Source organism: Streptomyces sp. NPDC006259 (assembly GCF_042870975.1).
In the GTDB taxonomy this organism is placed as follows: domain Bacteria; phylum Actinomycetota; class Actinomycetes; order Streptomycetales; family Streptomycetaceae; genus Streptomyces.
Genome location: NZ_JBIAHY010000005.1, coordinates 436,833 through 461,872 on the forward strand (window position 1 = coordinate 436,833; position 25,040 = coordinate 461,872).

Below are 25,040 nucleotides of genomic sequence, written 5' to 3' on the forward strand. Positions count from 1 at the left end.
CTCGCTTCCACGCTTCCCCGGTTCACCGTGAGTCGTGGGAGTGGCGACACGTGGTTGGCACGCTGGAGGGCGGGGTGGCAGTCGGCCGCAGCATCTGGCCGGCGGCCAGTTCGCGGTAGGGGCTGATGGTGAGCAGCTCCTCGTGACGACCGCAGGCGACGACAGCGCCCTCGTCCAGGACGACGATCCTGTCGGCGTTCTGGACCGTGGACAGGCGGTGCGCGATGACCAGGACGGCGCATTCCCGGGCCACGTCACGCAACACGGTGGTGAGCGCTGTTTCGTTGACGGCGTCCAGGTGTGACGTCGGCTCGTCGAGCAGCAGGAGGGAGGGGCGGGCGAGCAGAGCGCGGGCCAGGGCCACCCGCTGCCGCTCGCCTCCGGAAAGGGTGCCGCCGCGTTCGCCGAGCATGCCCGAGAGGCCGCCGGGCAGCCGTTCCACGACGTCCGTGAGCTGGGCGAGTTCGACTACCCGACGGACTTCGGCCTCGGAGGCGTCGGGCTCGGCATAGGTGATGTTGTGCAGCAGCGTTCCGTGGACGACGTGGGTGTCCTGGTCGACGACGGCGATGCGTGAGCGGCACTCCGCGCGGCTCAGCTCGGTGGCGGGACGGCCGTCGAACAGCAGGGTGCCGGAGTCCGGTTCGTAGAACCTGGCCACGAGGGCGAAGACGGTGCTCTTGCCCGCACCCGAGCGGCCGACCAGGGCGGTCTGGCACTGCTGAGGGACGGTGAAGGAGACACCGCGCAGCACAGGCCGGCTCGGGTCGTAGCCGAACGTCAGGTCCCGCAGGGCAAGGGCGGGCTTCTCGTACGAGCGCGTCCGCTGGGCCGGTTCACGCAGGCCTACCCGGGCTGTCGGCGTACGGATTTCCGAGGGTTCCGCCGGTAGGGACAGTGCCTGTTCGATGCGCTGATAGGCGCCCATGCCGCGCTGGATCAGGCCGACGGCGCGGAACACCGAGGACAGCGGCAGGACCAGGTAGGAGGCGTAGAGCAGGAAGGCCACCAGGTCGCCGAGGGAGTTGGCGTGGCCGTTGACGCGCAGGCCGCCGATGACCAGGACGATCAGGAAGGAGCCCTGGACGGCGAGTTCGACGGCCGGGCTCATCACGGAGGCGAGTTTCGCGGTCCGTACGCCGGCGTCGTACGCCGATTCGACGCATCCGCCGATGCGGGCCGCCTCACGGTCCTCCGCGCGGTGCACCCGGACCATCGGCAGGGCGCCGAGCGCGCGTTCCAGGTCGGCGGCGATGGCGCCGATGGAGGTCTGCATACGTTCGGAGGCGGCCCGGATCCCCTTGAGCAGCGAGGCGACGATCACGGCGGCGGCGGCCACGGTCGCGGTGACGAGGAGCAGCAGGAGCGGGTCGATCCACAGCATCAGGACGATCGCCCCGGCGGCGACGAGAGCGCCGGTCACCAGGTCGACCAGTGCCTGGGACACCACCTCCCGCAGCAAGGTGGTGTCGGCGGTGACCCGGGAGATCAGGTCGCCGCCGCGGTGCTTGTCGTACTCCCGCATCTCCAGTCGCAGCAGCCGTCCGACCAGGCTGTGGCGCAGCCCTCGTACGACGCGTTCGCCCATACGTTCCAGGACGAAGCGGCCCACCGCGCCCGTCGCCGCCTCGGTGACGAACAGCGCGGCCAGGAGCAGGAGCAGCGGCCCCAGTACCTGTCCGCGTCCGCTCGCGTCCACGACGTGTTTGGCGACGAGCGGCTGGGCCAGGCCCAGGGCGGAGCCGACCAGCGTGAGTACGGTGGCGACGAGGACGGAGGCACGGTGACCGGTGGTGAGCCGGTACATCGTGGCGACCGCGGCTCGGGTGGAGCGGTCGTCCTCGGCGGCAGGCTGGGGCCGATCCACGACGGTGTCGGTCATCGGCCAGTTCGGCTCGCGGCGGCGACCGTGATGAGCCGGGTGAAGTAGTCGTCGGGTACGCCTTCGTCGACGGGGCGGCCGTCCGCCTCGATCCAGGCGTGTGCCGTGAACGGCGGCACCACCCGCACGCCGGTGCACCAGGTCGGCCAGCTCCCCGTCAGTCGGCACAGCAGTGCGGCTCCCAGGGAACGGGGCAGGCAGCCCTTCGGGCCGGCGCAGCGCAGGCTCACCGCGCACATGGCGTTCCGCGCGTCGACGGCCTGTGCGGCCGTGGCCGGCCCGGCGCCGCGCCGGACGCGGTCGAGGACCGCGCGGATGCGGCGAGGCGGCAACAGGGACAGCATCAGAGCGGGCAGCAGGACGAGGCGGGCGGCCATGCGGCGTGCGAAGGGGACGCCCGTGGGCCGCTCCAGCGCGCTGGGTGTCGTCATCGGGCCAGCCCCGAGGTCCGCAGCTGCCGCACGAGGGCATCGACATCCTGCCTCGCCCGGGCGGGGTCGATGTCGAACTCGTCGGTGAGGGCGGCGACCGCGTCCGCTTCGTCATGGCCCGCCATCAGCGTGCCGACCACCAGGGTGGCAGTGGGATTCAATTCCCAGTATTCGCCGGCGTCTTCGTCGAGGAGGACCGTGCCGTAATCGGTCTGGGCAGTGGAGACGTGGGCGCCGAACCGCAATGCCATCCTGTGTGCCTTTCCTGTAGTCGAGTTCAGGGCTCGGTCTAGTGACTGGCCCGCGCGTTGGGCTCGGGCTTCCGGTCGAGGCCGCGCAGCCAGACTTCGGCGGCGATGGTCGAGTAGAGGATCGCGTCGCGCAGTTCGGGTGTGCCCGGCCGCTGAGCGAGCCGGCGCAACGCGTTCCCGTCGACCAGGCCCAACCGCTCCAGCCGGGAGTCCGTCCACAGCGCCAGCAGATCGGCGCGGTGTTCGCGCAGCCCGTCGGACGCGTCCATGGAGGCGGCGGCCTTGTTGGTGCGCCGCAGGCACGCATCGGGCACGATCCCGCTCATCGCGGCGGTCAGGAGGGGTTTGTACCGCCAGGGTGTGACCCGCTCGCTCGGGCGCACCGCCAGGCACGCCTCGATGACGCGGTCGTCGAGGAACGGTGATGCCATCGGCACGCCTGCGCGTGCGGCCATCCGGTCCCACTGGCGGATGATGCGAGTGCAGGAGCGGATCTGGTCGAGGTCGGCGTGCAGACCGCGGTCGGGGTGCAGCGGGACGGCGTCCGCCACCGCGCGCAGCGCCCGCCGCGCCGCCCGTTCGGCATCGGGGGTGACCCAGTCGAAGAGGCGTGGCGGCATGCCCCAGCCGAGGCTGGTGCTGACGGTGGCGGGCAGTGGGTCGCGCAGGCGACCGCTGGAATCCGCCAGCCACCTGCCGTACGGCCGCGAGTCGGCCAGCGCCCGTGCCGTACCTCCCAACGGCCACTGCCACAGCGCCCTGAATCCGCGGAGTTGGCGCAGGGCGAACAGCGGGCGGGTGCGCAGCAGTCGGTGGTAGTACGCCTCGGAGCACCAGGCCACATGGTCGCCGCCGATGCCGGTCAGATGCAGCCTGCTGCCGCGCGCGGCCATGGCGGGCAGGTGGTGCAGGACCCGGGAGCGGTCCATGACGCCGATGGTCGGCTCGTCCAGCAGGTCGTCGATGGTGAGCAGGTCGTCGTAGACCAGCGGCGAGGCGTGGGCATCCCAGACCACATGGTCGATGTCCGGCAACGAACGGGCCGCCTGCTCGGCCCAGTACAGATCCGTGTCGGCGGGATCGCGTCCCGGCCAGGTGCTGGCCACGACACGGGCCGGTGAACGGTCGGCCAGAAAGCAGATGGAGGTGGAGTCCAGGCCGCCGGACAGGTCACTGCTGACCACACCTCCCTGCCGGGTACGGGCATCGACGGCCGTGGCCAGTGCTTCACGGACCAGGGGTGCGCCCTCGGCGAGCGTGCGTACCGGATCCGGCGGTGTCCACCAGCGCGAGTGGCGCGCTGTCCGGCCGTCTGCCGCGACGGTCAGCGCGTCCTGGGGGGAGACGGCGGTGATGCCCCGCCACATGGGTGCTTCGGCGAGCGGATGCGGAACGGGCCACAGCAGCCGGACGGCCAGTTGCTCCTCGTCCGGTTCGCCGCCGAGCGCGGCCGCCAGTACGTCGGCGCGGCTGGCGGCCACCCGCACGCCGTCGACGGGTGCGTGAAACACCAGCCGGAGCCCGGAGGCCGTGCCCTGCACTCGGAGCCGTCCGTCGAGAGCGGCGAGGAGATGGAAGCTGCCGGGAAGGCGGAGGGCCAGTGCGTCGAGTTCGGCGAGGTCGCGCAACCGCCCGGCGCGGCGCTCCAGTTCGGCTGCGTCGATCGGACAGCAGCCGATGAGAGCGAGACCGGCGTGGCCGGCGTGTGCGGTGACGATCTCGTCGTCCTGCCAGTGGCCGACGATCCAGGGACGGCCTGAGGCGTGGGTGAGGGTTCGGGTGCCCGGGCGGGAGAAGGAGCGGGCCACGGCGGCCGCGTCCTCGCGGTCGGTGAAGACCGTGAAGTGCGCGTCGCCGGGGCCCGTCCCCACACTCTCGTGCAGTTCAGTCATGACGTCGAGTCAGAACCGTCCCTCGTCAGTTCTTGCTCAGGATGAGCCGGTCGTTGCCGGACTGCTGGAGGAGACCGGTCTTCTTCCGGAACGTCCCCAGCTTGGCGAGCGTCGGCGCTTCGTAGGCCTTCTTCATGATGTCTCCCTCATGTGCAGGATTCACGACGCCTCCCTGAGCGGCTGCACACCGGAGGCCGACTCGCAGGCGCTCTGTCCGGGACTCGTCGGGAGCCCGGAACGAGGAAGCGGGTGCATGTCAGAGATACCTGCATCACCGGGTGCCGCGGCAAGACGGCCAAAGAAAGTAGGACTGTAGACAAAAAGCGCATGCGGCTGAAAGGTCCCACTGCCGGTTGGGAGCCTCACCGAAAGGACGACATCAGATCAGCGCGAGGTCTTCCGAAGCGGAGGAACGTTTCGACCTGCGCCTGCGAAAGCCCACTGCGGGCTTGTCGACGAGGGCGAGCCGGCGAGGAGGGGTCGGAGCCGCCGGAGCGCACCCCGCTGTCGCGGCCGCGCTTCCTCGCCTCGAAAACGACCGCAGGGCATCCTGTCGGCCGGCCCGATCAACAACCGCTGCGGAGACGACCAGTGGCAGGAAGGCCCGCGAGCGATTTCACGGCCCGCGAACCGCAAGCCCGCGGGGCGCCTGAGAGGGGGCGCGGGAGAGAGGCGCAGGTGGCGGGGCCGGCCGTCGGGCCGGGGCCGCGTGGTGGCGCCGTCAGCGCGCCTGCGGAGCGGCGCGGATCAGCGGACGGGAGCCGGGACGGCTCTACATCGTTCCGGGCCGGGCTCAGGGCGCCGAGCGCGGCCGTTGCCGCGAGCTGCGACGAACTCCTGGATGTGCCGACGGAGTTGCCGCAGATGTGGGGTGCGCAGGACGCCGAAGTGGTCGGTGTCCAGGGAGTGGACCGAGACGTCCGCGAGGTGCGGCGACCAGCGCAGGGCCTGCCGCGGGTCGTCACTTCCGGTGCAGATCAGCAGAGTACGGCCGGGATGCCGCCCCTGCGCGCGGTGGCGGATGCGGGCCCCGAGGTGGGCGTCGACGGTGCGCTCCGTGCGGACGAGAGCGTCCGCGTCCATGTGGTCGGCCGCCTCGCTCAGCACCTGGCGGCGGGCGTACGGCATCGTGAGCCTCGGGTTCCTCGCCGATCGGTGCCGGACTGCTGTCGACGAGCACCAGGTCGGGCGGGTGTCCGCCGGACAGGCGGCGCGCCGTCTCGAAGGCCAGCAGCTCGCCGAGGGACCAGCCCACGAACAGGTCGGCCGGAGGATGCCCGGCCGACCGGACATGAATTCCGCTCAGTGGGAACACCTGTCATGTCCGACGCCATCCCGTATCCGTTCGGATCTGTCTCCCGCCGCCGCGCGGCGAGGAAGGGCCGCAATGTCTCACCTCCTCTTCGTGGAGACCACAGGCCTGGGTGTTGAGGCACTCGCCCATGCGAAGCGAAGCGGTCACACCGTGGCCTACCTGCACTGCCCCCTCTACGACTTCACCGCGACCCCGGCCCAGCGCGGCCGAGCCGTTCAACTCCCCGACCACGCCGCCCCGTTCGCCGCCGCTCTGAACGGCGACGCGGTGTACGCGGCACCGCTCGCCTCCGGCGCGGACCCCACAGGCGTCGACGACGGCTTCCCGCTGCTGGCCGAGCGGACCCCGGCTCCGGCCGGGTGAGGCGCGACGGCGGCCGGCGGACCACCGCGGGCACGAACAGCGACAGTGCGTCCGGACACCGCGGCCGGACCTCACCGAACGGAGAAGACGTGCCCCACCGCCGCAAGCGCGCCGACGACGACGCCACGTCCGGCACCCTGCGGACACCACACCCGACCGCCGTACCGACGGAACAGGGACCGACCGCAGCCCCGCAGGCGCCGGACCCGGCAGACGGCCCGCCGACGCCGGAACCACAGCACGCACCGGGACGGTCACGGCAGCGGCGAGGTCTCTCGCTCGCGGTGTACCTCACCTCGGCGACGCTCGTACGCTCGGCGAGCGGCGGCGCTCCCGTCGCCCTCGTCGCGCTGACGCTGGCCCGGCCCGGCCACGGCGGGGCGGCGCTCGGCGGCCTCCTGGCGGCCCTGCTCACCCTGCCCAACGTCGCCGGGCCGTGGATGGCACGCTGGCTGGAGGAGGCCCGCGACCCGAGATTCCGGCTGGCGGCCGCATTCATCGTCTTCGGACTGATGCTCGCCGCGACCGGTCTGACGCTGAGCCGTCTGCCCGTCGCCCTCGTGGGTCTGCTCGTCGTCATCGGCGGTCTCTGCGATCCGCTGATGACGGGAGGGCTCAGCAGCCGGCTCGCCCTCATCGTCGGCGAGGACACCCGCGCCCAGCGCCGGGCCGAGGGCTGGGACTCGGCCACCTACGGCACCAGCAACATCCTCGGTCCGGCCGCGGTCGCCGCGATCACCGCCCTGAGCGGAGCCCTGACCGCGGTCGTCGCGCTGGGCGCGGCCGGCGTGGTGGCCGGCCTGCTGATGCTCGCGCTGCCGAAGGAGCACCGGACCGCCGCCACGAGGCAGCGCTCGATGCCCGTACGGGACGCCCTCGCAGTGATCGTCCGGCGGGGTCCGCTGCGGCGCGTCATGATCGCCACGATGATCACCTCGGTCAGTACCGGCGGCGTGATGGTGATCGCGGTGGTCTTCGGCCGCAACCTCCAGGGCTCGGCAGGCGCGGGCGCCGCCCTTGGCGCCGCCTACGGCGTCGGCAACCTCTGCGGAGCACTGCTGACCGGCGCGTTCCCGCTCACCGGAGAACCGGAGCGCTGGGTGCTGCGGCTGATCGCCGCGAACGCCGTGGCCGTCGGCCTCTGCGCGCTCGCACCCGGCTATGTCCTCGCCCTGGCGACCTTCGCCCTGGCCGGAGCGACGAGCGCGGTCCTGTTCACCGCGTCCCTGGCCGTTCGGTCGGTGTACTCCCCGCCCAACGCCCGAGCGCAGGTGTTCGTGACGATGGCCGGGCTGAAGATGGCCGCCGGTTCGGCCGGCACGGCACTGGCGGGCACGCTGGTCGGCATCGGCCCGCGCCTCGCCCTGTGCCTGAATGCCGTCGTGGTCGCCTCCGCCGTCACCGTCGCCCTGACCGACCTCCGCCTGACCCGCCCTCGATCAGCCGCCGCGGATCAGCAGGACACCTCATCGCCGGCGAAATGACGAGGACGGGGAGTGGACGGCCCGCGTCGGCGCCCCTGACGCCGGCCGAGGGTCCGCCTGGCTCTGGACACGCGGCACCCTGGTGAGCTGGTCGCGGTCCTCTCGTAGCGGGTGGTGAGGCCGCGCGACTGCTTCAGGTGGTTGACGCGTCGCTCCGACGGTGTGGCGTGTGACGTGGCGTTGCCTGTATGCCTCGCGGTCGAAGGCGGGCGGTCTGCGGCCGGCCTGTCGGCGCCGCTTCCGGTCGGTCCGCCGGCCGGCGGTGAGAACGAAGTCCAATGGCCGGCATCGGCCGTCGGCCGCGAGGTGGATCCTCGTGGCCGGTCCGCCGCGGGAGCGGCCGACAGTGTGGTCGTACGGCTTCGCGGCCGGGCCCTTCTCCGCGAGCCCCCGGCCGCAGGGTGGTGAGCCCGCACGATCGTGGAGTCCACCGACGCGGCCCAGCCGACGTCCTCGAACGCGTCGGCCCACGTCACCAGGGTGGTGAACACCGAAGTCGGGCGGCGGTCGCAGACCCTTGATCATTCGCACGTTGTTCCGGAACAACACGGACCACGGCTCACCCGGTTGTCGAGGCCCTGGTGCGCGGGGTGGCGGCCCGGCAGGCTAGTTTGCTCGGGTGAGTCTTCTTGATGATGTGGCTGAGCGCGACGGCTGGCGATGCTGGGTGTGCGACGAACCGGTCGATCCCGACAAGTCGGTGAACGACCCGCAGGGGCCCAGCGTTGACAGCCGGACCGCCGACCGGAAGGCCAAGGTCGCCGAGCGGCTCGCGCACCGCGGCTGCAACTCCCGCAAGGGGGCGGTGAAGGTCGTCATCGCCTGGCCGGATCGCCTGTACGTGGTCGAACCAGCGCCGCTGCTCACCGTTGCCGCGAGGCTGGAGCGCAAGGGCGGCCGCGAGATGGTGGGCCGTTGCCCGACCAGGAAGGACGCGCAGGAAGCGGCGGATTGGCTGGTGGACAGGTTCTCCCGCCTGGTACCGGGTCTGCCGGTGACCGCCGACGTCGAGGCGGGCGGCGGCCAGTTCCTCGTCGTCCTGGCCACCGGCCGCCGCTGACCGGGGATGACCAGCACGCATTGGCGCCGGTGAACCGCCGGCCCACCTCGACCTGCCCTGGCGCGAGCCGGCCCACAGGCGCGTAGCGGGGTGCGGCCGGGTGACCGGAGGGGCGGCCGGGCCGGTCATCAGGGGCCGGCGGCCGGGCAGCCGAAGCCCGAGGTGCCTGGGACATCAGCACGGCACGCGGGCGAGGAACGGTGGCGACACCCACCCACAGCGGTCGCCGTGACGCTCCCACACCGGTCGAGGAATCCGATCGACCGAAGGAGGCGGCGGGGGAGTTCGCTCCGACTGACCCGTCTGTCGGCCGGCCGCCACCCAAGGACGGCCACCCGCAAGTGAGGCAGCTGGGCAGGCAGGACACGGGGGAGTTCGGTCGGCCGCTGTCGGCGGCGGGTCCTACCGTGTGCGCACCTTGTTTCTGCCTTGATCTGTCGCCAGGATCGCGGATTCGTCGGGCGGGAGCCGGCGGAGCGTCGGGACGGGGCGGCGGGCTCGGGCTTGGTGGCGGTGAACCTCCAGGTGTGCAGCTGCGCGTCGAGCGGCTTGCCCGAGGCCGGCGAAGGCCCGACCGGCCGACCGGCCGACCGCGAGAGTGGTGAGGAGCTGCCCCGGGGCGGCGGTGCCGCACGGCTGCACGATCGAGGACGGGCGACGGTCAGCATGATGGCGCGTGCGCCCGGGCCCGCGGAGGGCAGCCGCCGGACTGCTGGCCGGGATGGCCGCCCCGGGGCTCAATGGCGCGCGGGTGGGCGCCGGTTCGCTGAGGGCGGCCGGCGCGGTGGTGCCGCCGGAGACGGACATGCCGCCCGCTTCGCTGATGCCGGGCATCCCGGCCGAGGCCAGGCGCGAGCTGGACGGAGGCGGAGCGTCTGGGGCATCAACGCCGACGACGAGGGCCGATTGCTGCCCGCCCGGGCCCACTCGGAGCTGTTCCAGCGCGGCGAAGCGAATCTCGACCGAGCGGGCTCTTTTCGGATCAATGCCAATAGGAGGGCGAAGACGATCCGGAGTCGTTCCAGGAGAGGACCAGGAAAATGACGATGACCGCCAACGGGATGGCGATGAGCAGGGCGCACCCGATGGCACCGGGCAGGTTCTCCCTGCGGAGGCGCCGATCGAGCAACTTGGCCTCGGGGGTGTCGTTCCGCCAGTGCGGCTGGAGTTCCGCGGTGCCGTCGGCGATCGCCCCGGCCACCCGGGCGACGTCTCCGGGGTGGAACAAGCTCCACCTGCTCTCGCCCCAAGTGGAGTTCGCTGTGAGGAGGGTGTTGCGGACCCCGTTGGCGTTCGCGGTGGCGTTCAGACAGGTCGCCCGGATGGTCGGCCAGGCTCGGGCCACCTGAATCTCGGTCAACCAGGCGACGTGCTCCGGTTCGGCTGCTGCCATGGGCGCACCTGCTTTCGGCTCGCAACCAGTTTCTCCCCGTTCCGGCCGGATGGGCAACACCCTTCTCGCGTAACCGACTTGTGTCCTCGTGCTGCCAGTCTGCGGTGCGGTGGGGAGTGTTGGGCGGCTGACGCCGGATGAGTTGTGGGGGTGGTTCCAGCGGGTGGTGCCGGAGGCGCCGTCACGGCCTTGAGGCGGAGGTCGCCAGGGGACGGCGAGGAACTGCGCACGGCGTGAACCGGGCGGGCGCGGACGCCGTTGACAGGACAGGCGCGCCCGCGCACCGAACGGCAGGGCGCGACCTGTACATCCTTTCCACCCCAAGGGGACCCAATGCCTCACTTCCGTCAACTCTCCAGGCTCCGCAGAAGGACGGTGACCACCGCCGCCCTCACCGCCGCCACGGCCTCGCTGTTGGTCTCCGGGACCGGTCCGGCCGGAGCGGTCACCGCCTCCGGGCAGGGAGCCGTCAAGCAGTACGTCGCCCTCGGTGACTCCTACGCCGCGGGCACGGGTCTGTCCCCGCAGACAGACGCGGCGTGCAAGCGGTCCGCGGGCAGCTACCCGTCGTGGATCGCCCAGACCTACAAGCCGGCCGTGTTCAAGGACGTCACCTGCAGCGGCGCCACCACGCGTTCGCTGTGGAACAAGGAGGGATCGTCCGCCCCGCAGGTCAATGCGCTCAGCAAGGACACCGACCTGGTGACCGTCACGCTCGGCGGCAACGACCTCGGCTTCTCCAACGTGCTCACCACGTGCGTACTGGCCGGATTGACGACCAGGGAAGGCACTCCCTGCCGCGACGAGCTGCTCCGCAGCGGCAAGAACCTGGACGCGGACTTCGCGAAGCTGAGCACCCGCGTGCCCGACATGCTCACCGACATCAAGCAGCGCAGCCCCAAGGCGCGTGTCGTCGTGGTCGGCTACCCGAACCTGTTCCCCGCCGACGGGAGCACCTGCGGTTCCTCCGTGCCCCTGGCCAAGGGCGACGTCACCTGGCTCAACCAGGTGACGAACCGGCTGAACCTCCTGCTGGAGACGGCGGCTTACCTCAAGCAGGCCGAGTTCGTCGACACCAGCTCCGTGTTCCGCGGCAAGGACATGTGCCGGCCCGCGTCCGAGCAGTGGATCAATCCGCTGCTGCCGCAGACGCCCGGCTCCGCCCACCCCAACGCCGTCGGACACCTGATGATGGCCTTCGAGGTGTACGGCCGACTCGGCACGTAGTCACCCTTGGCCCCGTTCCGCCGGGTCGCACCCATACGCGACCCGGCGGAACGGGGCGCGGTCCTGCTGCCCGAGCCGCCGGGGGATCACCGGGACCAACCGCTTGGCTGCCACCGCCCGCGCGTCACCGGCCGGATTGCCGTCGGGGTCGCTGTCGCCCTGCGCCGCGCGCGAGGCCGCGATGCCGGGCACGTTCCGCAGGCGGTAGATCATTGTGGAGGTCGAAGCACCACAAGCGTAGGAACAGGCGTACGTAGAAGGGATGTACCTTTGCGGCACGGCGTGGGATCCCGGCGAGATCCTCATCGGGGCGGAGGGCAGATGACGAGCAGGCCGCCTTTCCGCGGCCCGGCCGGCACGGTGGGCACGTTCACCGTCGACGCCGACTCCACCGGTACAGGTCGGGGAACGTGGGAGCCGTTCATCGACACCTGGAACGACCGCATGGGAGACCTGTACCCGCTGCCGGAGTTCAGCGCATCCACGGTCGACGGCTTCCAGGGGACGATGCGCTCGGTGGCCCTGCACGACACCGCCGTCAACGAGCTGTGGGCATCCTCGTCCGTGAGCACCCGGGCAGTCGGGACGTACGAGCACGATCAGATCAGGCTGTACGTCGGACTGCGTGGCGCGGTGGCCCTGCGGGACCCGCACGATCAGGGCGGTGACGCGTACGTCTCGGCCGGCACCTACTTCATGCACCACGTCGTGACGGAGAATCACTTCCACACCACCCCCGTGATCGGTACCCGCATCTTCATCTTCCCCGGCGACACCCTGCGGCCCCTGATCGCCGGGAAACCGCGCACCGGCCAGGCCACCTCGCCCGCGGCACAGATCCTCATGGCACACACCAGCATGGTGCAGCGGACCGTTGGCGACCTCGGCCCGGCGGGGGCACACGCGTCCCGCAACGCCCTGCTCGAACTCACCAAAGGGCTGATCCTCGACCACTTCGACGACCGCGAGCCCACCTTCACCCCGGCGCTGGCGCAAGCGGCCAAGGACCTCGCCGACGCCCGGCTCAGCGATGCCGAGTTGTCGCCGGCCACGATCGCCGCACGACTGCACGTCTCCGTACGCACCCTGCAGCGGGCCTTCGCGAGTCTGGACGAGTCGTGCAGCGCCTACATCCGCCGCCGACGCCTGGAGGAAGCGGCCGAGGCGCTCACCACCTCCGGATCACGGCTCAGCGTCTCCGAGGCCGCCGCACGCTGGCATTTCACCGACAGCAGCCACTTCATCCGCGCCTTCAAGAAGCAATACCACGCGACACCAGCACAATTCGCACGCCGCCGGACGTGACGCCTCACGCGGCCGCCCGCGGAGCAGCGCCGGGAAGGCCGTGACGCTGTCCACCACGTGCTCCGGTGTGACCACGCGGCCACCCGTCAAGTGCCGGCCGGCGGGCCGTGCCGGTGACCGAGGCCGGCCCATCCGCGCGATCACCGACCAGTCGGCTGCGGCGCGGCGTGGGTGGGACCCCCCGGTTCGAAGGCTGTCGCGAGCTGGTCCAGCAGGGCCGCTGAGGACGGGTGCGGGTCGCGACGCGGTGTGATCGTGTAGATGCCCCGGGTCGGGGGATCGATGAGAGCCAGTGTGGCGAGGTCGGTCCGCAGCGCACACGTCAGCACACCGGGTATGAGCGCGATGGCGTGGCCGGTGGCGACCAGGGCCATCTTGCCGGGCAGATCGGCTGCGGTGAGGTCGATGCGGGCGGTGACCCCGGCGCGGGCGGCGTGCCGGCGCAGCAGCGCTGCCGAGCCGTCGTTGTCCTCGACCCAGGTCTGGTCGGCCAGCGTCCGGATGTGCACCGGGCCGTGTCCGGCCCGCGGATGGTCGACGGGCAGCACGACGACCATGTCGTCCGTCCCCAGGAAACGTCGTTCGACACGCGGGTCATCGGGCAGTCCTGGTGGCGCATCGGTGACGACCGCGATGTCGAGATCGCCCGCGATCACGCGGTCGTGCAGGTGTGAGCTGAGCCCGGGCACCAGGCTCCACCGCAGGGTGGCGTCCTCGTCCAGCAGGCGGCGGATGGCCGCGGGCATGATTCCGGCGGCCAGAGACGGCGTCGCGCCGATGGCCAGGGGCCGGCCGAGCGACCCGTCACGGGCGTCCTGTACGGCACGCAGGGCACGGTCGGCGTCGTTGAGCGTGGCCAGGGCGTGGTGACGGAACACCTACCAGGTGCTGGACGTCCTCGAACTCGGCCAGCTCGGCGGGCTCGTCGCCCGCAAGCGAACCTTCCTCGACGACGAGCCGACCGCTGTCACGGCCGACTTCACGATCGGTGCACTCGCCAAGGACATGGCGCTGCTGGCCGCCGCGTCGAACTCGCCCCTGCGCAGCGCAGCCGGGGTGGCCGACACCCCTTCCGTCCCTGAGGCGGACATCGCCGTCGCCGCCACGGTCCCCGCCGTGGCGGACGCCGTGCTGGAACCACTTTGTGCCTACATCCGCGGACACGCCACGGGCGACGCCTCCCACTTCCGCGACGCGTTCCTGCCCACTGCCCATATCGAGGGCATACGGGACGGCGCGTTCGTCTCGTGGTGCCTGGACGAATACCGCGCCCTCTTCCACGGCCGGCCGGCCCCGGACGAACCCACCCGCTCCCGCAGCATCGACGCCATGGACGTCCACGGCACCGTCGCGACCGCGACCATGACGCTCCGGCACGGCGAGGACACCTTCACCGACGTCTTCCTGCTGGTCCACGACGACGGCCGCTGGCGCATTGCCAACAAGGCCTATCACCGGCACACCTGAGAGGGCGGAAAGCGATCCGGTGGACGAAGGTACGGGGATGGAGGTCCAGTCACAGCGAGCGGACGTCCGCCCCGCGTCGAAGCCGGAGGAGACGTGGTGTGCTGGTGGCAGCGGTCACCGGGCGCTTTCCGTCCTGGACGTGTCGAGGGCGCGCATCGTGGCGAACTCGACGACCTGCGCCGCTATTTCCTCCAGCTGTCCTTGGATCTGGGCGTCCTTGCAGCCTCCGGCGGGTGAGAATCCTGTTGCCGAGGTGTTGATCGCGGCGCCCAGCGGTGTGGGCCAGCCGCGCAGCGCGTGGGTCACGTCGCGCAGCGCGGCCAGGGTGGAGACGGCACCCTGCCAGCCTTGGGCGACCGCCACGCACCCGACGGCCCGATCGCTGAAGTAGGGCCGTGCGTCCTCGCGCAGTTCCTCGACGTGGTCCAGGGCGTTCTTCACCAGACCGGAGATCCCGCCGTGGTAGGCGGGGCTGGCGAGTACGAGGGCGTCAGCGCCGGCTATGGCGGACAGGAGCCGTCGGGCCTGCGGTGCGGTGGCGCCGTGCCGGGGGTCGTACAGGGGCATGGCCAGTGAGGGCCCGCTGATCAGTTGTACTGACGCGCCGCGTTCCTGCGCCGCGTCCAGTACCGTCCGCAAGGCCTGCTCGGCGGTTGATCCGGGCCGGCTCGAACCGCCGACACCGACCACCTTCACGATCCGGTGCACTGGGGTTGCGCCTCCTTCTCTTTCGGGTATCCGGGGGGTGTTTGCGGTGCGGGCTTCGGGGTGGCCCGGTCCGTGCCCTGGGGGTGCGGGGTCGGAGGTACGCCCCTGTCCGGGCTGTCGGTGAGCACGGTGTGACGGCGGTGGTGAACAGGCGCTGTCGACATCGGTGTGGGCCCAGCGCCTCAGTGATTACGTGTCCCTCGACCTCTCGTCGAGCCTTCATGGGGGAGAGGGCTGCGGATGAGTGAAAGTTGATCCCACCCGTGCGTGGTGAACACGAAGTGGAATCAACTTCTCGGCACTCATGTCAGGTCAGACGGCGGACGTCACACCGTCCTGTCGTTTGGGCTCCTCGACAGCCGGAGCCGCGGGGGTGCGCCTGAAGTTCAGCGCGGTCAGCATGATCAGTACGATGCCGGCCACGGTGGCCCACATGGCGGCGCGCACACCGTCGGCGGTGGCGACGCGCAGCGCCTCACCGGTCAGTCCCTCGTGACCGGAGTTGGCGAACGCCACTAGAACGGCGAGGCCGACCGCGGCACCGACCTGCTGGCCGGTCGAGGCGACACCCGAGGCGATGCCCTGGTCCTCGGCCGCGACCCCGGTGGTCGCCGCCGCGTACATCGCGGTGAAGATGGTGCCCTGACCGAGGCTCAGGATGAGCACACCTGGCACCAACTCCCAGTACGAACCGTTCGGCGAGACGGAGAAGGCGAAGGCCACGGTGCCGGCCACACCCATGAGGAGCGCGCCGAGCAGCGTGGCACGCACCCCGAAGCGGGTGGCCAGCTTCCCGCCGGACAGGTTGCCGATCAACACACCCACGCACGGCAGGAGGAAGGCGAGACCACTCTTCGTCGCGGAGTAGCCGTGCACGGTCTGGAAGTAGACGGTGAAGAAGTAGGGCAGCGCGCCGAACGTCCCCATGAAGATGAAGGTGACGACGGTTCCGGTGCTCAGGTTGCGGTTACGGAACAGGCGAAGCGGCAGCAGCGGGTCGCGGCCTCGGCCCTCGATGACGATGAACGCGGCAAGCACGGCCAACGCGATGGCCGCGGTGATCAGGATCGTCGGCGAAGTCCAGCCCGACACCGGCCCCTGGACGAGGGCGAACACCAGCAGCGTCGCACCGACGGTCGCGGTCAGCGCACCGGGCAGGTCGAACTTGCGCCCGGAGGCCTTCTGGTCGGTGTCCTTCGGGATGACGGCGAACGCGAGCAGCATGGCGCCACCGGCGAGCGGGACGTTGGCGAAGAAGATCGATGCCCAGCCGAACGCGCCCGTCAGCACGCCGCCGAGCAGCGAACCGAGGATCATGCCGCTGCCGCCGGCACCGCCCCAGATCGCCAGTGCGCGGTTGCGCTCAGGGCCTTCGGCGAAGGTCGTGGTGACCAGGGAAAGCGTGGCGGGGGCGAGGAAGGCGCCGCCGATACCCTGCACCGCACGCGCGATGATCAGGGTCGTCGGGTCTCCCGCGAGTGCTCCGGCGAGCGAGGAGACCGCGTACAGGAACAGACCGAAGGTGAACATCCGGCGGCGTCCGAACAGGTCTGCCGCACGGCCGCCGAGCAGCAGGAAGCCGCCGAAGGCGACGGCGTAGGCGCTGACGACCCACTGGAGGGTCTGGGCGGAGAAGCCGAGGTCGGTACGGATCTCGGGCAGTGCCACGAAGACGATGCTGTAGTCGATGGCGTAGATGCACTGGGCAAAAGCCAGCAGTGCGAGGATTAAGCCGAGGCGTCGGCGGGGCGGCGCCTCGGCGCCGGCGACTGCAGAAGGCATTTTCTGTGCCGTCCCTTCTGGGTTTTTCGTGTCCTGGTCGGTAACGCAGGGTGTAGGACGGGCCGGTGGCGATCGACAGCGCCTGGGCGGTCGTGGTCCTGCCGCCCGCATGTTCTGGCTATCGGTGTTCGGTAGCCGTTCTCGCGCCGTTCGGGCACGGTTCGAGGTGATCGCGGAACCACTGCACGACAGCGGCGTCGAGTTCCTCGCGTTCCTTTCGGTCGTCCGGGAGATGACCGCGGGAGAGGCGGATGAACCGCACGGTCTTGCCCAGTTCGGTGAGCGTCTCGTACAACTGCTCGGTGCCGTTGATGACGACCGTGGTGTCGCCTTCCGCGTGTGCCAGCAGCAGCGGCGCCCGGACGTCGGCCGCGTGGGTCAGCGGACTCGCCGCTTTCAGCCTCGCCAGATCCTCCGGGTCGTCGACGTCCCCGATCCACTCCACGACCCGCCGGCTCCACGTCGGCGGCAGGGCCCGGACGTCCATTTCGAGATCGGCCGGCCCGCAGATCGCGACACCGGCCCGCCAGTGGCGCGGGAGCCTCGTCAGGCAGCTGAGCGCCGCGAACCCCCCGTAGGACATCCCGTGGACGCCGAGCCGGTCGCCGTCCACCCAGTCCAGGCTTCGGAGGAACCATGCGGCGGCTTCGAAGTCGGCCAGGTCGCCGCCTCCCCAGTCCCGATAGATCAGCCGCTGATAGGCCAGCCCCCGTCCGGTCGACCCGCGCACGTTCGGCGCCAGTACGGCGATGCCGGCTCGCACCAAGCGCTGGATCAACGGGTCGTGGACCGGCAGCGCGGCCCACTCAGGACCGCCGTGGATGGTCAGCACCGCGGGGACGGGGCCGGCCGTCGAAGGCGGGCGGTACAGCAGCCCGGATATCTCCAGCCCGTCCGCTCCGGTGAACCAGACCGTTTCCGGCACGACGAGGTCGTCCGGCATCCCGTCGCTGAAGTCGGTGAGCCGGTGCGACTCGCCGGATGCCAGGTCCACCAGGTGGAACTCGGTCGCCCGATCGCCGGCGCCGACCTGCACGAGCAGACGGTCTCCGGCGAACCGCGGCACGAAGCCGTCGTAACCGAACGGTTGGGAGGCGAATCCGGGCAGTTCGACCGCGGTCTGCGAGGTGCACAGCATGGTGCGCTGGTCGTGGGGCGAGGCCCATACGACCTGCGGACCCACGATCACGTTCTCCACGTCGGCATCCGGCGTGGCGATCCACTCCAGCGGCCGGCCGGGCACGAGCAGGGCGACACCGAGGAAGTCACGGCCCTCGGTGGTACACACGTAGATCCCGTCCTCGGTCCACCCACCCGGCTGGTACTTCGCCGGGCCCTCGTGCGGGGTGAGGTGCCGAGTGCGGCCGGTCTCGAGATCGCAGGCGAACAGATCCTGGTCGGTGTTCTGATGGAACTTCAGGACGAGCAGGTACCTGGAGTCCGGTGAGAAACATATCGGCACGTACCGGTCGTCGCCCTCCATGACCATCCTGGACGCACCGGTCGTCAGGTCGCGCACGTGGACGTCGAGGCAGGTGACGTCGCGGGCGCTGGTCGCGTACGCGAGCAGACGGCCGTCCGGGCTGTACGGTTGGCTCCCGCTCGAATACGGCACGCCTATCTCGCGCCGGACGCCGGGTTCGGCCGCCAGCCACTCCACCTCGCCGGTGACCGGATCGAGTTCGGCCAGCCGGTAGTCCTGGCCGCCGCTCACGTCCGTCACGACGAGGAGACGTGTCTCGTCGGGCCGCCACGCCAGCCGGGTGACCGCACCGTCGATCGGGAACATCCGCCGCTCGCCTGCCCAGGTCTGGAACCACGGCTGCGGCCGGCCGGACTCGTCACCGACGTACGCGAAGCCCTCCTTCACGGGCCAAGCGCCCCAGACGGTCATGAGTGCGCCGCCAAGGCGAGCTGGATCGTCGCCGCGGCGACGATCCCGCGGCGGAACCGGTCGAGGTCGAGATTCTCGTCGGGGGCGTGGTTGGCCTCGTCGGCGTTGGCCAACGGCACGCCGTAACAGGGGCACGAGAGCCCATCGCTGAGCACGGCCATCGGCAGGCTTCCGCCGAGCGAGGGAACCAGCAGCGGCCGTTGCCCGAGTTCGTCCTCGACCGCCTGGAGAATCGTCGCGGTATAAGGGGTCTCGGGCAATGTGGTGGACGGTGCCATCGCCGCGCCGGGAAGGAACTCGACATCGGGGGCGAACCTCGCGACGTGCCGCCGGATGGCGTCGGCGACCTGGTCCGGTGTCTGGCCGCCGACCAGCCGGGCCTCGCATCGGGCGACGGCGACGTCGGGGATCACCGCGCGGTGGTCGCCGGCGTCCTCGCAGCTCAACGAGTTCACGGTCAGGGTGGGCGTGGCCAGGCGTTCATGGAACCCCAGCCCGGCCGGCGGCTCCATGCCGGCCGCCCCGATCGCTTCGAGCGTTCCGGCCACGTCCACCGGGAGATCCTCCAGTGCGGCACGCTGACCGTCGGTCAGCGGCGCCACATCGTCGGCGAAGCCGGACACGGTCACGGTCCCGTCCGCCGACCGCATGGTGGCCAGCAGCTGCACCAACGCCCACGCCGGATTCGGCGCGACCCCGCCCCAGTTCCCCGAGTGCAACGGCCGGTTCGCGCCTCGCGCCCGCAGTTCGAACATCAGGATTCCGCGCACGCCGAGGACCACACACGCCCGGCCCGACTCGTGCACGGGGCCGTCGCTCCAGATCACCAGGTCCGGCTGTTCGACCTGGCGTACCGCCGCGGCCAGGTTGGGGCTGCCGATCTCCTCCTCGCCGTCGAGCAACACCGTGACCCGGCAGGGGAATCCGCCTGTCAGATCCCGCAGGGCACGCAGTCCCAGCAGTTGCGCGAGATGCTGCCCCTTGTTGTCGCCCGTGCCGCGCCCGTACATCCGGCCGTTACGGATCGAGGGCACGAACGGCGGCGTCGTCCACAGTTCGAGCGGCCCGGCCGGTTGCACGTCGTAGTGACCGTAGATCAGCACGTGCGGCCCGGCCCCGTCCGCCGTCCCCACCAGCGCGGGCCAGCCACCGGTCTCCACTTCGCGCGCCTGCAGGCCCGAGGCCCGTAATAGCCGAAGACCGTGGGCGGCGGCCTCGGCCATGCCCTCGCCGGTCCGGCTCACGCTCGGCCGGGAGATCCAGTCCGCCAGCTCACCATCCAGGTCCTGGGCATCAACCCAGTCCCGGAGCTGCTTGATCACAGACCCTCCAACCGATTGCACAGAATGAAATCGATAGCAGTTAAGCAAACCGGCACCGGCTTCGCAAGGTACAGTCACGGACGTGGAAGCGACGATCGAAGACCTCAAAGCACTCGGGCACCCGGTCCGCTGGCGCATCCTGCGGCTGTGCCTGGACCGGGCATTCACCAACAAGGAGCTGTCGGTCGAACTCGACCTCGCTCCCGCGACGACCCTGCGCCACGTCCGCGCCCTGGTGAAGACCGGCTTCCTGGTCGCCGAACCGGTGTGCACCGGTGAGCACGGTGCTCTGCAACGGCCCTATCGCGCGACCGCACGGACCCGGGGCCTGATCATCCCGCCCGACGACTCCGGCCTGGCGCAGCAGGTCGACCTTGCCGTGCTCGGCGCCCACCGCACCGAACTGATAGCTGCGGGCAAGGACTCGGGGCGTGGCGCCAAGCGGGGCGTCCTGCGGTTGCGACCCGAGTCCGTGAAGTCGCTCCACCGCCGGATTCAGGACCTGATCGCCGAGTACCCCGACGAACCCGATGGCGAGCCGCTGAGCTACCTGTGGTCACTCGCCGCCCGGCCCCCGCTCGACCTCGGCCCCCGGGAGGACGACGGAGGCACGATTGACCAATAGGTGCGACCGATGCTTGACTCATCAGCCATTCGATTGATGCCCCTGAGACCGCCATGGCGGTCGACAGGACGATGGCATCAGTTGCTTGTCGGTAAAATCTTCGTCAATGAATGGGCCGGACCTCTCCGGTACTGAATCATTCGGCACGGCGCAGGCAGAGCGGGACAGATCCGCACGCCTGCAGCACCGACTCCAGGTACACCCGAAGGACCGAATCCGGGGAAACCCGAAGTACCGAATCCGGAAAATGGGTATCGAATGAAGATTGTCATTGCCGGCGGCCACGGCAAGATCGCCCTGCGGTTGACCCGGCGCCTCGCCGAACGCGGCGACTCCGTCGTGGGCATCGTGCGCAACCCTCGCTACGTCGACGACATCAGGAAGGCGGGCGGGGAGGCCGCCGTGCTCGATCTCGAGCGCGCAACGGTGGACGAGGTGGCCGCGGCCCTGGTCGGCGCGGACGCTGTCGTCTTCTCGGCCGGCTCGGGCGACAGCGCCACCGCCGCACGCCGGGACGCGATGGACCGGGCCGCTGTCGTACTCGTCATGGACGCGGCGGAACAGGCCGGTGTGCGACGGTTCCTGCACGTCAGCTCCATCAACGTGGGCTGTGCCGACGAGCCCGGCATCGGTGAGGGGTACTCCGTCTACCTGCGGGCCAAGCACGCCGCCGAACAGCACATCTTCGCCCGGACCAAGCTCGACTGGACGGTGCTGCGGCCCGGCGTGCTCACCGACGGAGGAGGCGACGGCACCGTCGAACTCACCGCCGGCAACAGGGTGGGGCCGAAGCGCGCCCGGTTCGACCAAGTCGCCAGGGAGGACGTGGCCGCCGTGCTCGTGGCGCTCATCGACCGGCCCGACACCGCCGGCCGCGTCTACGTGGTGGTCGGCGGCAGGACTCCCGTCGAAAAGGCCATCGACGTCTAGAACGTGTTCCATGAATCACGGTTGTGCGACCCGGGACGGGTACGGATTTCTGACGGCACCGCAGGAATTCCGCCGATAACGGTCGTAGTTCGGGCGTCCCGAGTCGGATGCGGATCTCGAGAGAGCGATTCGGGACGCCGCCAAGAATAGTGACGTCACGTCTTTCCGCCCGGGCGACCGGGTGGGGGGGACGTCATTCAGTCACGCACGGTCCGATTCCGGACAGTGGGCTCAGCACGAAGGGTCTCCTTTTACTAAACGGGGGTTACTTGTTGTGCAGTCAATTGCCAAGGTAAGGCCGGCGGCTCGAGCCGGCGCCGTGATAGTCGGCAAGTTACCGGCGAACGAATCGGCCGAATACCGATTAGATTCCGTCACGGTGGCCGATCCGCCGCCCCACCAGCCACCGGGCAACACCCCGACAGCGCGCTGCACCCACTGGGCGGTGACCGCGGCGTCCATCCCCTACTGGGCAGCGGGCAACGCCGAGGCCGCGCACCGGGGGCCGGGCAACGTCGGCAGTCCGCTGGCCGAGGCACACTGGGCCGACCTGCTGCTGGACGGCTGTACCCGCGCGACCCCGGCCGGACGCGAGAAGGTGCTGCGCGACCGGCAGGCGCCCGACGGGGCGATACGTCCGGCGGTGACCACCGTGGTCGTCGCCGCCAGCCCGGCCGGCTGGTTCGACCAGGCATCGGCGGCCGTCGACCGGCGCGAGCCGGGCCGGCCCTGGTTCGCCGAGATCGGCTACGCGTACCGCTTCGTGCTGCTGATGGCGGGTCACGTACGGCACGCGTGCCGGATCGCCGAGGACGGGTACGGGTACGAGGCGGCCGCCGGGAACTTCGCGGTGGCCGACGGCTGGCTGGCGCTGCGCGGCCAGGTCGCCAACGTGGCCACCGCCACCGCCATCGCCGACGCGGAGACCGCTTCGCGCCTGTTCGACGGCGGCACCTCGCGTCTCATGCTGGCGCCGCGTCTGGCGGAACTCGCCGTGTTCGGCGATCGGGCCGACACGCAACAGACCCGGCAGCCCACCGACCGGGCATCCGAGAGTCGCCTGTTCGTCCCGTGGTCGACCCTGAGCCAGGCGTGGACCACGGCGGCCGACGGGAACACCACTCTCGCCGCCAGGCAGGCAATCTCCGCGGCCGACACCGCCATGGCCCTCGGCCAGTACGCCGTCGAAGCAACGGCAAGCTACGATGCGGCCCGTCTCGGCAATCCCCACGCCGTACGCCATCGCCTCGCCGCGCTCACCGACCTGGTGCCGGGACCGGTCGTGCCCGCCATGGCCGGCGCCGCGGCCGCGTTGGCCCGCTCCGATCCCGCGAACCTGGACGTCGCCACGGCGACGTTCACGGAACTCGGGATGGACCTGCTCGCCGCGGAGACCGCCACCGCAGCGGCCGCGTTACGGCGCACCTCCACGCCCCCCGGCACCATCGCGTGCCCGACCGCGACCACCCCGCTGTTACAGCTCACCGCCCCGCTGGTCGATCTCACCAGCCGCGAGCGGGACGTCGCGCTGCTGGCCGCCAACGGATTCACCAGCCCTGCCATCGGACACCGGCTGGGACTGTCCGCCCGGACTGTCGACAACCACCTGGGCCGCGCCTACCAGAAGCTTGGGGTGACCAGTCGGCGCGATCTGGCCCCGCTCGTCGTCGGCGACCGTCCGCAACCGCCCATCTCCACCGAAGGGAAACAGCGATGACCTCCATGAGCGACCTCGACAAGATATCGGCCAACCGAGAAGGCTTCAACCTGCGAGCACGCGCACATATGCAGTCCTCGTACTACGACGTCGAACGGTTCAAGCAGGGACACAACATGCTGCGCAACCTGGAACAGGAGGAGTTGGGCGACGTCCGCGGCCGGTCCCTGCTGGAACTGCAGTGCCACATCGGCGTCAACTCGCTCTCGCTCGCCCGCATGGGCGCACAGGTCACCGGCACCGACATCTCGGACGAGGCGATCGACATCGCTCGCGAACTCGCCGAGGAGCTGAGTCTCGACGCGAGTTTCGTCCAGGCGAACCTCTACGACTTACCGAAGGTGCTCGAGGGCGAGTTCGACATGGTGTTCACCGGATACGGCACCCTCTCGTTCCTGCCCGACATCACCGGCTGGGCCAAGGTGGCGGCGCAGTACGTCAAGCCGGGCGGCACCCTCACGGTCGTGGAGATCCACCCGATGCTCACCCTCTTCAGCGACGTCGACGGCGAACTGAGGGTGACCCGCTCGCTGTTCCAGTCCCGCCAGGTGCACCACGAGATGTCCAAGAGCTACGCCGACCGCATCGCCGACGAGGTGGAGGTGGAGAAGCACAGCCTCTACGGCTGGCGGTGGAGCGTGGAGGAGGTGGTGAACGCCCTCATAGGCGCCGGCCTGACCATCGAGCGCGTCCGCGAGGTCCCCTACGACGCGCGGCAGCGGCTCCCGTTGATGGTGCCCGACGGAGACCACAACTGGCGGATCCCCGGCGACCCGATCCCGCTGTCGTTCTCCTGCACCGCCAGGCGTCGGTGAGCCCCGGCATGGCAGACCAGATCGTGGCGACACCGGAAATCCGCGAGTACGTTCGCGCCGTGTCCCTGCGGGAGGACCCGATCCTGGCCGAACTCCGGGAGCAGACAGCAGGGTTACCGGGCGGCTCGGCCATGCAGGTGATGGCCGAGGAGGGCCAGCTGCTGGCGCTTCTCGTCGGCCTGTCCGGTGCCGGATCGGTGTTGGAGATCGGCACCTTCACCGGCTACAGCACGCTGTGCATGGCGCGTGCGCTGCCACCGGACGGCACCGTGGTCACCCTCGACCTCAGTGGGCGGTGGCCCGCGATCGGCGCCGATTACTGGAAGCGCGCCGGGGTCGCCGAACGCATAGACGTGCGCATCGGTGACGCGACGCGGACGCTCGCCGCCCTCGCGGAAGAGCGGGGCGGCGGCAGTTTCGACCTCGTGTTCATCGACGCGGACAAAGCCAACTACGGGACGTACTACGAGGCCGCGCTCCACCTCACGCGGCCGGAGGGGCTGATAGTCATAGACAACACGCTCTTCTTCGGCCGAGTGGTCGACCCGGACAGCCATGACCCGGACACCGCCGCGGTCCGGGAGCTCAACGCGTCCCTGCGCGACGATCCGCGCGTGGACGTCTCGATGCTCACGATGGCCGACGGGATCACACTCGCCCGGAAGAGGTGACGTACCCGGTCGTGGCCAGGGGAGCGGCGGTGGGACGCATCGTGCCGGCCACCGGCCGTCGCCGCCTCGTTCTCACCGACCGGTCCACCGGGACAGCTCACCGGCGATGGCCCGGCTGATCTCCATCATGGGATCCGACGAGCGCAGGGGTCCTCCGACGATCCGTCGGAGGACTCCTGCGCGGCGGGGACCACAACCGGCGGATCCCGGGGACCCGGCCCCTCTGCCGTTCTCCCGCGCCGCCGGGCGCTGAGCCGCGGGATGGCGGATCCGAGCGTGGCGACGCCGGAATCTCGCGGGTACGTCCGCCCCGTGTCCCCGGGAGGACCCGGTACCGGGCGAACTCCGGTCACCCGCCGCGGTGTTGCCGAGCGGCTGTCGTCCTCGACCTCGACGGGCGGTGGCCGGCGAACGGCGCCCCGGCGGCGCGCCGAAGTCGCCGAACGCAGGGGAGTTCCGCATCGGTGACCCTACGCGGACGCTCGCCGCCCTCGCGAACGAGCGGG

At 70.7% G+C, this 25,040-nt stretch carries 23 protein-coding genes and 1 pseudogene; 11 read left to right on the forward strand and 13 right to left on the reverse strand.

Annotated elements, in window-relative coordinates:
• Nucleotides 1–22: 22 nt before the first annotated feature.
• The 6 genes from ACFYO5_RS22655 to ACFYO5_RS22680 all read right to left on the reverse strand — a co-directional run bounded on the left by ACFYO5_RS22655 (nt 23) and on the right by ACFYO5_RS22680 (nt 5,584).
• Nucleotides 23–1,882, reverse strand: coding sequence for an ABC transporter ATP-binding protein (locus ACFYO5_RS22655; protein WP_388711399.1), 1,860 nt, complete (start codon nt 1,880–1,882; stop codon nt 23–25).
• Nucleotides 1,879–2,313, reverse strand: coding sequence for a lasso peptide biosynthesis B2 protein (locus ACFYO5_RS22660; RefSeq protein ID WP_388711402.1), 435 nt, complete (start codon nt 2,311–2,313; stop codon nt 1,879–1,881). Before ACFYO5_RS22660 ends, ACFYO5_RS22655 begins: the two co-directional genes overlap by 4 nt.
• Entirely contained in the window at nt 2,310–2,564 is a 255-nt protein-coding gene (locus ACFYO5_RS22665; protein ID WP_356565632.1) for a lasso peptide biosynthesis PqqD family chaperone, read from the reverse strand. Before ACFYO5_RS22665 ends, ACFYO5_RS22660 begins: the two co-directional genes overlap by 4 nt.
• Nucleotides 2,565–2,602: 38 nt before the next feature.
• Entirely contained in the window at nt 2,603–4,456 is a 1,854-nt protein-coding gene (locus tag ACFYO5_RS22670) for a lasso peptide isopeptide bond-forming cyclase (RefSeq protein WP_388711405.1), read from the reverse strand.
• Between the two features lie 25 nt (nt 4,457–4,481).
• Nucleotides 4,482–4,592: a keywimysin-related RiPP gene (locus tag ACFYO5_RS22675; protein WP_388711408.1), complete on the reverse strand. Its 111-nt coding sequence runs from the start codon at nt 4,590–4,592 to the stop codon at nt 4,482–4,484.
• 611 nt (nt 4,593–5,203) lie between these two features.
• Nucleotides 5,204–5,584: a hypothetical protein gene (locus tag ACFYO5_RS22680; protein ID WP_388711410.1), complete on the reverse strand. Its 381-nt coding sequence runs from the start codon at nt 5,582–5,584 to the stop codon at nt 5,204–5,206.
• 259 nt (nt 5,585–5,843) lie between these two features.
• Here ACFYO5_RS22680 and ACFYO5_RS22685 point away from each other — a divergent pair, with 259 nt between their 5' ends.
• The 3 genes from ACFYO5_RS22685 (at nt 5,844) to ACFYO5_RS22695 (ending at nt 8,678) form a co-directional block, all read left to right on the forward strand.
• The gene (locus ACFYO5_RS22685) at nt 5,844–6,134 is read left to right on the forward strand and encodes a hypothetical protein (protein ID WP_388711413.1); all 291 of its coding nucleotides are present in this window, start codon (nt 5,844–5,846) and stop codon (nt 6,132–6,134) included.
• Nucleotides 6,135–6,223: 89 nt separating this feature from the next.
• Nucleotides 6,224–7,618, forward strand: coding sequence for an MFS transporter (locus tag ACFYO5_RS22690; RefSeq protein ID WP_388711415.1), 1,395 nt, complete (start codon nt 6,224–6,226; stop codon nt 7,616–7,618).
• A gap of 619 nt (nt 7,619–8,237) precedes the next feature.
• Nucleotides 8,238–8,678, forward strand: coding sequence for a hypothetical protein (locus ACFYO5_RS22695; protein WP_356565621.1), 441 nt, complete (start codon nt 8,238–8,240; stop codon nt 8,676–8,678).
• Between the two features lie 982 nt (nt 8,679–9,660).
• Here ACFYO5_RS22695 and ACFYO5_RS22700 read toward each other — a convergent pair.
• Nucleotides 9,661–10,071: a hypothetical protein gene (locus ACFYO5_RS22700; protein WP_388711418.1), complete on the reverse strand. Its 411-nt coding sequence runs from the start codon at nt 10,069–10,071 to the stop codon at nt 9,661–9,663.
• A 333-nt stretch (nt 10,072–10,404) separates the two neighbouring features.
• On the opposite strand from ACFYO5_RS22700, the gene ACFYO5_RS22705 reads away from it, so the two are divergent.
• The gene (locus tag ACFYO5_RS22705) at nt 10,405–11,298 is read left to right on the forward strand and encodes an SGNH/GDSL hydrolase family protein (protein WP_388711421.1); all 894 of its coding nucleotides are present in this window, start codon (nt 10,405–10,407) and stop codon (nt 11,296–11,298) included.
• Here ACFYO5_RS22705 and ACFYO5_RS22710 read toward each other — a convergent pair whose 3' ends face one another.
• Entirely contained in the window at nt 11,299–11,511 is a 213-nt protein-coding gene (locus ACFYO5_RS22710; protein ID WP_388711424.1) for a hypothetical protein, read from the reverse strand.
• A 108-nt stretch (nt 11,512–11,619) separates the two neighbouring features.
• Between ACFYO5_RS22710 and ACFYO5_RS22715 the strand changes: the two genes are divergently transcribed.
• Complete coding sequence (locus ACFYO5_RS22715; protein ID WP_388711426.1) at nt 11,620–12,603, forward strand: helix-turn-helix domain-containing protein; 984 nt, start codon at nt 11,620–11,622, stop codon at nt 12,601–12,603.
• A 140-nt stretch (nt 12,604–12,743) separates the two neighbouring features.
• On the opposite strand, the gene ACFYO5_RS22720 is transcribed toward ACFYO5_RS22715, so the two are convergent.
• Nucleotides 12,744–13,481 carry a LysR substrate-binding domain-containing protein gene (locus ACFYO5_RS22720; RefSeq protein WP_388711429.1) on the reverse strand — a complete coding sequence of 246 codons (738 nt, stop codon included), beginning with the start codon at nt 13,479–13,481 and terminating at the stop codon, nt 12,744–12,746.
• Between the two features lie 4 nt (nt 13,482–13,485).
• Here ACFYO5_RS22720 and ACFYO5_RS22725 point away from each other — a divergent pair.
• Nucleotides 13,486–14,070, forward strand: a pseudogene (locus tag ACFYO5_RS22725) (nuclear transport factor 2 family protein); the annotation flags it as partial.
• 114 nt (nt 14,071–14,184) lie between these two features.
• Here ACFYO5_RS22725 and ACFYO5_RS22730 read toward each other — a convergent pair.
• From ACFYO5_RS22730 to ACFYO5_RS22745, 4 genes are all read right to left on the reverse strand, one after another.
• Nucleotides 14,185–14,778: an NAD(P)H-dependent oxidoreductase gene (locus ACFYO5_RS22730; protein WP_356565598.1), complete on the reverse strand. Its 594-nt coding sequence runs from the start codon at nt 14,776–14,778 to the stop codon at nt 14,185–14,187.
• A gap of 312 nt (nt 14,779–15,090) precedes the next feature.
• The gene (locus ACFYO5_RS22735; RefSeq protein WP_356565596.1) at nt 15,091–16,560 is read right to left on the reverse strand and encodes an MFS transporter; all 1,470 of its coding nucleotides are present in this window, start codon (nt 16,558–16,560) and stop codon (nt 15,091–15,093) included.
• 118 nt (nt 16,561–16,678) lie between these two features.
• Nucleotides 16,679–18,454 carry a S9 family peptidase gene (locus ACFYO5_RS22740; protein ID WP_388711433.1) on the reverse strand — a complete coding sequence of 592 codons (1,776 nt, stop codon included), beginning with the start codon at nt 18,452–18,454 and terminating at the stop codon, nt 16,679–16,681.
• On the reverse strand, nt 18,451–19,854 hold the full coding sequence (locus ACFYO5_RS22745) for a M20/M25/M40 family metallo-hydrolase (protein ID WP_388711436.1): 1,404 nt from the start codon (nt 19,852–19,854) through the stop codon (nt 18,451–18,453). Before ACFYO5_RS22745 ends, ACFYO5_RS22740 begins: the two co-directional genes overlap by 4 nt.
• A 4-nt stretch (nt 19,855–19,858) precedes the next feature.
• On the opposite strand from ACFYO5_RS22745, the gene ACFYO5_RS22750 reads away from it, so the two are divergent.
• The 5 genes from ACFYO5_RS22750 (at nt 19,859) to ACFYO5_RS22770 (ending at nt 24,534) form a co-directional block, all read left to right on the forward strand.
• On the forward strand, nt 19,859–20,401 hold the full coding sequence (locus ACFYO5_RS22750; RefSeq protein WP_388711439.1) for an ArsR/SmtB family transcription factor: 543 nt from the start codon (nt 19,859–19,861) through the stop codon (nt 20,399–20,401).
• 258 nt (nt 20,402–20,659) lie between these two features.
• On the forward strand, nt 20,660–21,331 hold the full coding sequence (locus ACFYO5_RS22755) for an SDR family oxidoreductase (protein ID WP_388711442.1): 672 nt from the start codon (nt 20,660–20,662) through the stop codon (nt 21,329–21,331).
• 379 nt (nt 21,332–21,710) lie between these two features.
• Entirely contained in the window at nt 21,711–23,048 is a 1,338-nt protein-coding gene (locus tag ACFYO5_RS22760) for a helix-turn-helix transcriptional regulator (RefSeq protein ID WP_388711445.1), read from the forward strand.
• A complete protein-coding gene (locus ACFYO5_RS22765) occupies nt 23,045–23,863 on the forward strand; it encodes a class I SAM-dependent methyltransferase (RefSeq protein WP_356565584.1) in 819 nt (272 codons plus the stop codon). The genes ACFYO5_RS22760 and ACFYO5_RS22765 overlap by 4 nt, the downstream gene beginning before the upstream one ends.
• Nucleotides 23,864–23,871: 8 nt before the next feature.
• On the forward strand, nt 23,872–24,534 hold the full coding sequence (locus ACFYO5_RS22770) for an O-methyltransferase (RefSeq protein WP_388711449.1): 663 nt from the start codon (nt 23,872–23,874) through the stop codon (nt 24,532–24,534).
• Nucleotides 24,535–25,040 lie beyond the last annotated feature (506 nt).

Coding starts and splice junctions, on each gene's coding strand:
- ACFYO5_RS22655 (WP_388711399.1), bottom strand. CDS start 1,882: ATGACCGACACCGTCGTGGATCGGCCCCAGCCTGCCGCCGAGGACGAC.
- ACFYO5_RS22660 (WP_388711402.1), bottom strand. CDS start 2,313: ATGACGACACCCAGCGCGCTGGAGCGGCCCACGGGCGTCCCCTTCGCA.
- ACFYO5_RS22665 (WP_356565632.1), bottom strand. CDS start 2,564: ATGGCATTGCGGTTCGGCGCCCACGTCTCCACTGCCCAGACCGATTAC.
- ACFYO5_RS22670 (WP_388711405.1), bottom strand. CDS start 4,456: ATGACTGAACTGCACGAGAGTGTGGGGACGGGCCCCGGCGACGCGCAC.
- ACFYO5_RS22675 (WP_388711408.1), bottom strand. CDS start 4,592: ATGAAGAAGGCCTACGAAGCGCCGACGCTCGCCAAGCTGGGGACGTTC.
- ACFYO5_RS22680 (WP_388711410.1), bottom strand. CDS start 5,584: ATGCCGTACGCCCGCCGCCAGGTGCTGAGCGAGGCGGCCGACCACATG.
- ACFYO5_RS22685 (WP_388711413.1), top strand. CDS start 5,844: ATGTCTCACCTCCTCTTCGTGGAGACCACAGGCCTGGGTGTTGAGGCA.
- ACFYO5_RS22700 (WP_388711418.1), bottom strand. CDS start 10,071: ATGGCAGCAGCCGAACCGGAGCACGTCGCCTGGTTGACCGAGATTCAG.
- ACFYO5_RS22705 (WP_388711421.1), top strand. CDS start 10,405: ATGCCTCACTTCCGTCAACTCTCCAGGCTCCGCAGAAGGACGGTGACC.
- ACFYO5_RS22710 (WP_388711424.1), bottom strand. CDS start 11,511: ATGATCTACCGCCTGCGGAACGTGCCCGGCATCGCGGCCTCGCGCGCG.
- ACFYO5_RS22715 (WP_388711426.1), top strand. CDS start 11,620: ATGACGAGCAGGCCGCCTTTCCGCGGCCCGGCCGGCACGGTGGGCACG.
- ACFYO5_RS22735 (WP_356565596.1), bottom strand. CDS start 16,560: ATGCCTTCTGCAGTCGCCGGCGCCGAGGCGCCGCCCCGCCGACGCCTC.
- ACFYO5_RS22740 (WP_388711433.1), bottom strand. CDS start 18,454: ATGACCGTCTGGGGCGCTTGGCCCGTGAAGGAGGGCTTCGCGTACGTC.
- ACFYO5_RS22755 (WP_388711442.1), top strand. CDS start 20,660: ATGAAGATTGTCATTGCCGGCGGCCACGGCAAGATCGCCCTGCGGTTG.
- ACFYO5_RS22765 (WP_356565584.1), top strand. CDS start 23,045: ATGACCTCCATGAGCGACCTCGACAAGATATCGGCCAACCGAGAAGGC.
- ACFYO5_RS22770 (WP_388711449.1), top strand. CDS start 23,872: ATGGCAGACCAGATCGTGGCGACACCGGAAATCCGCGAGTACGTTCGC.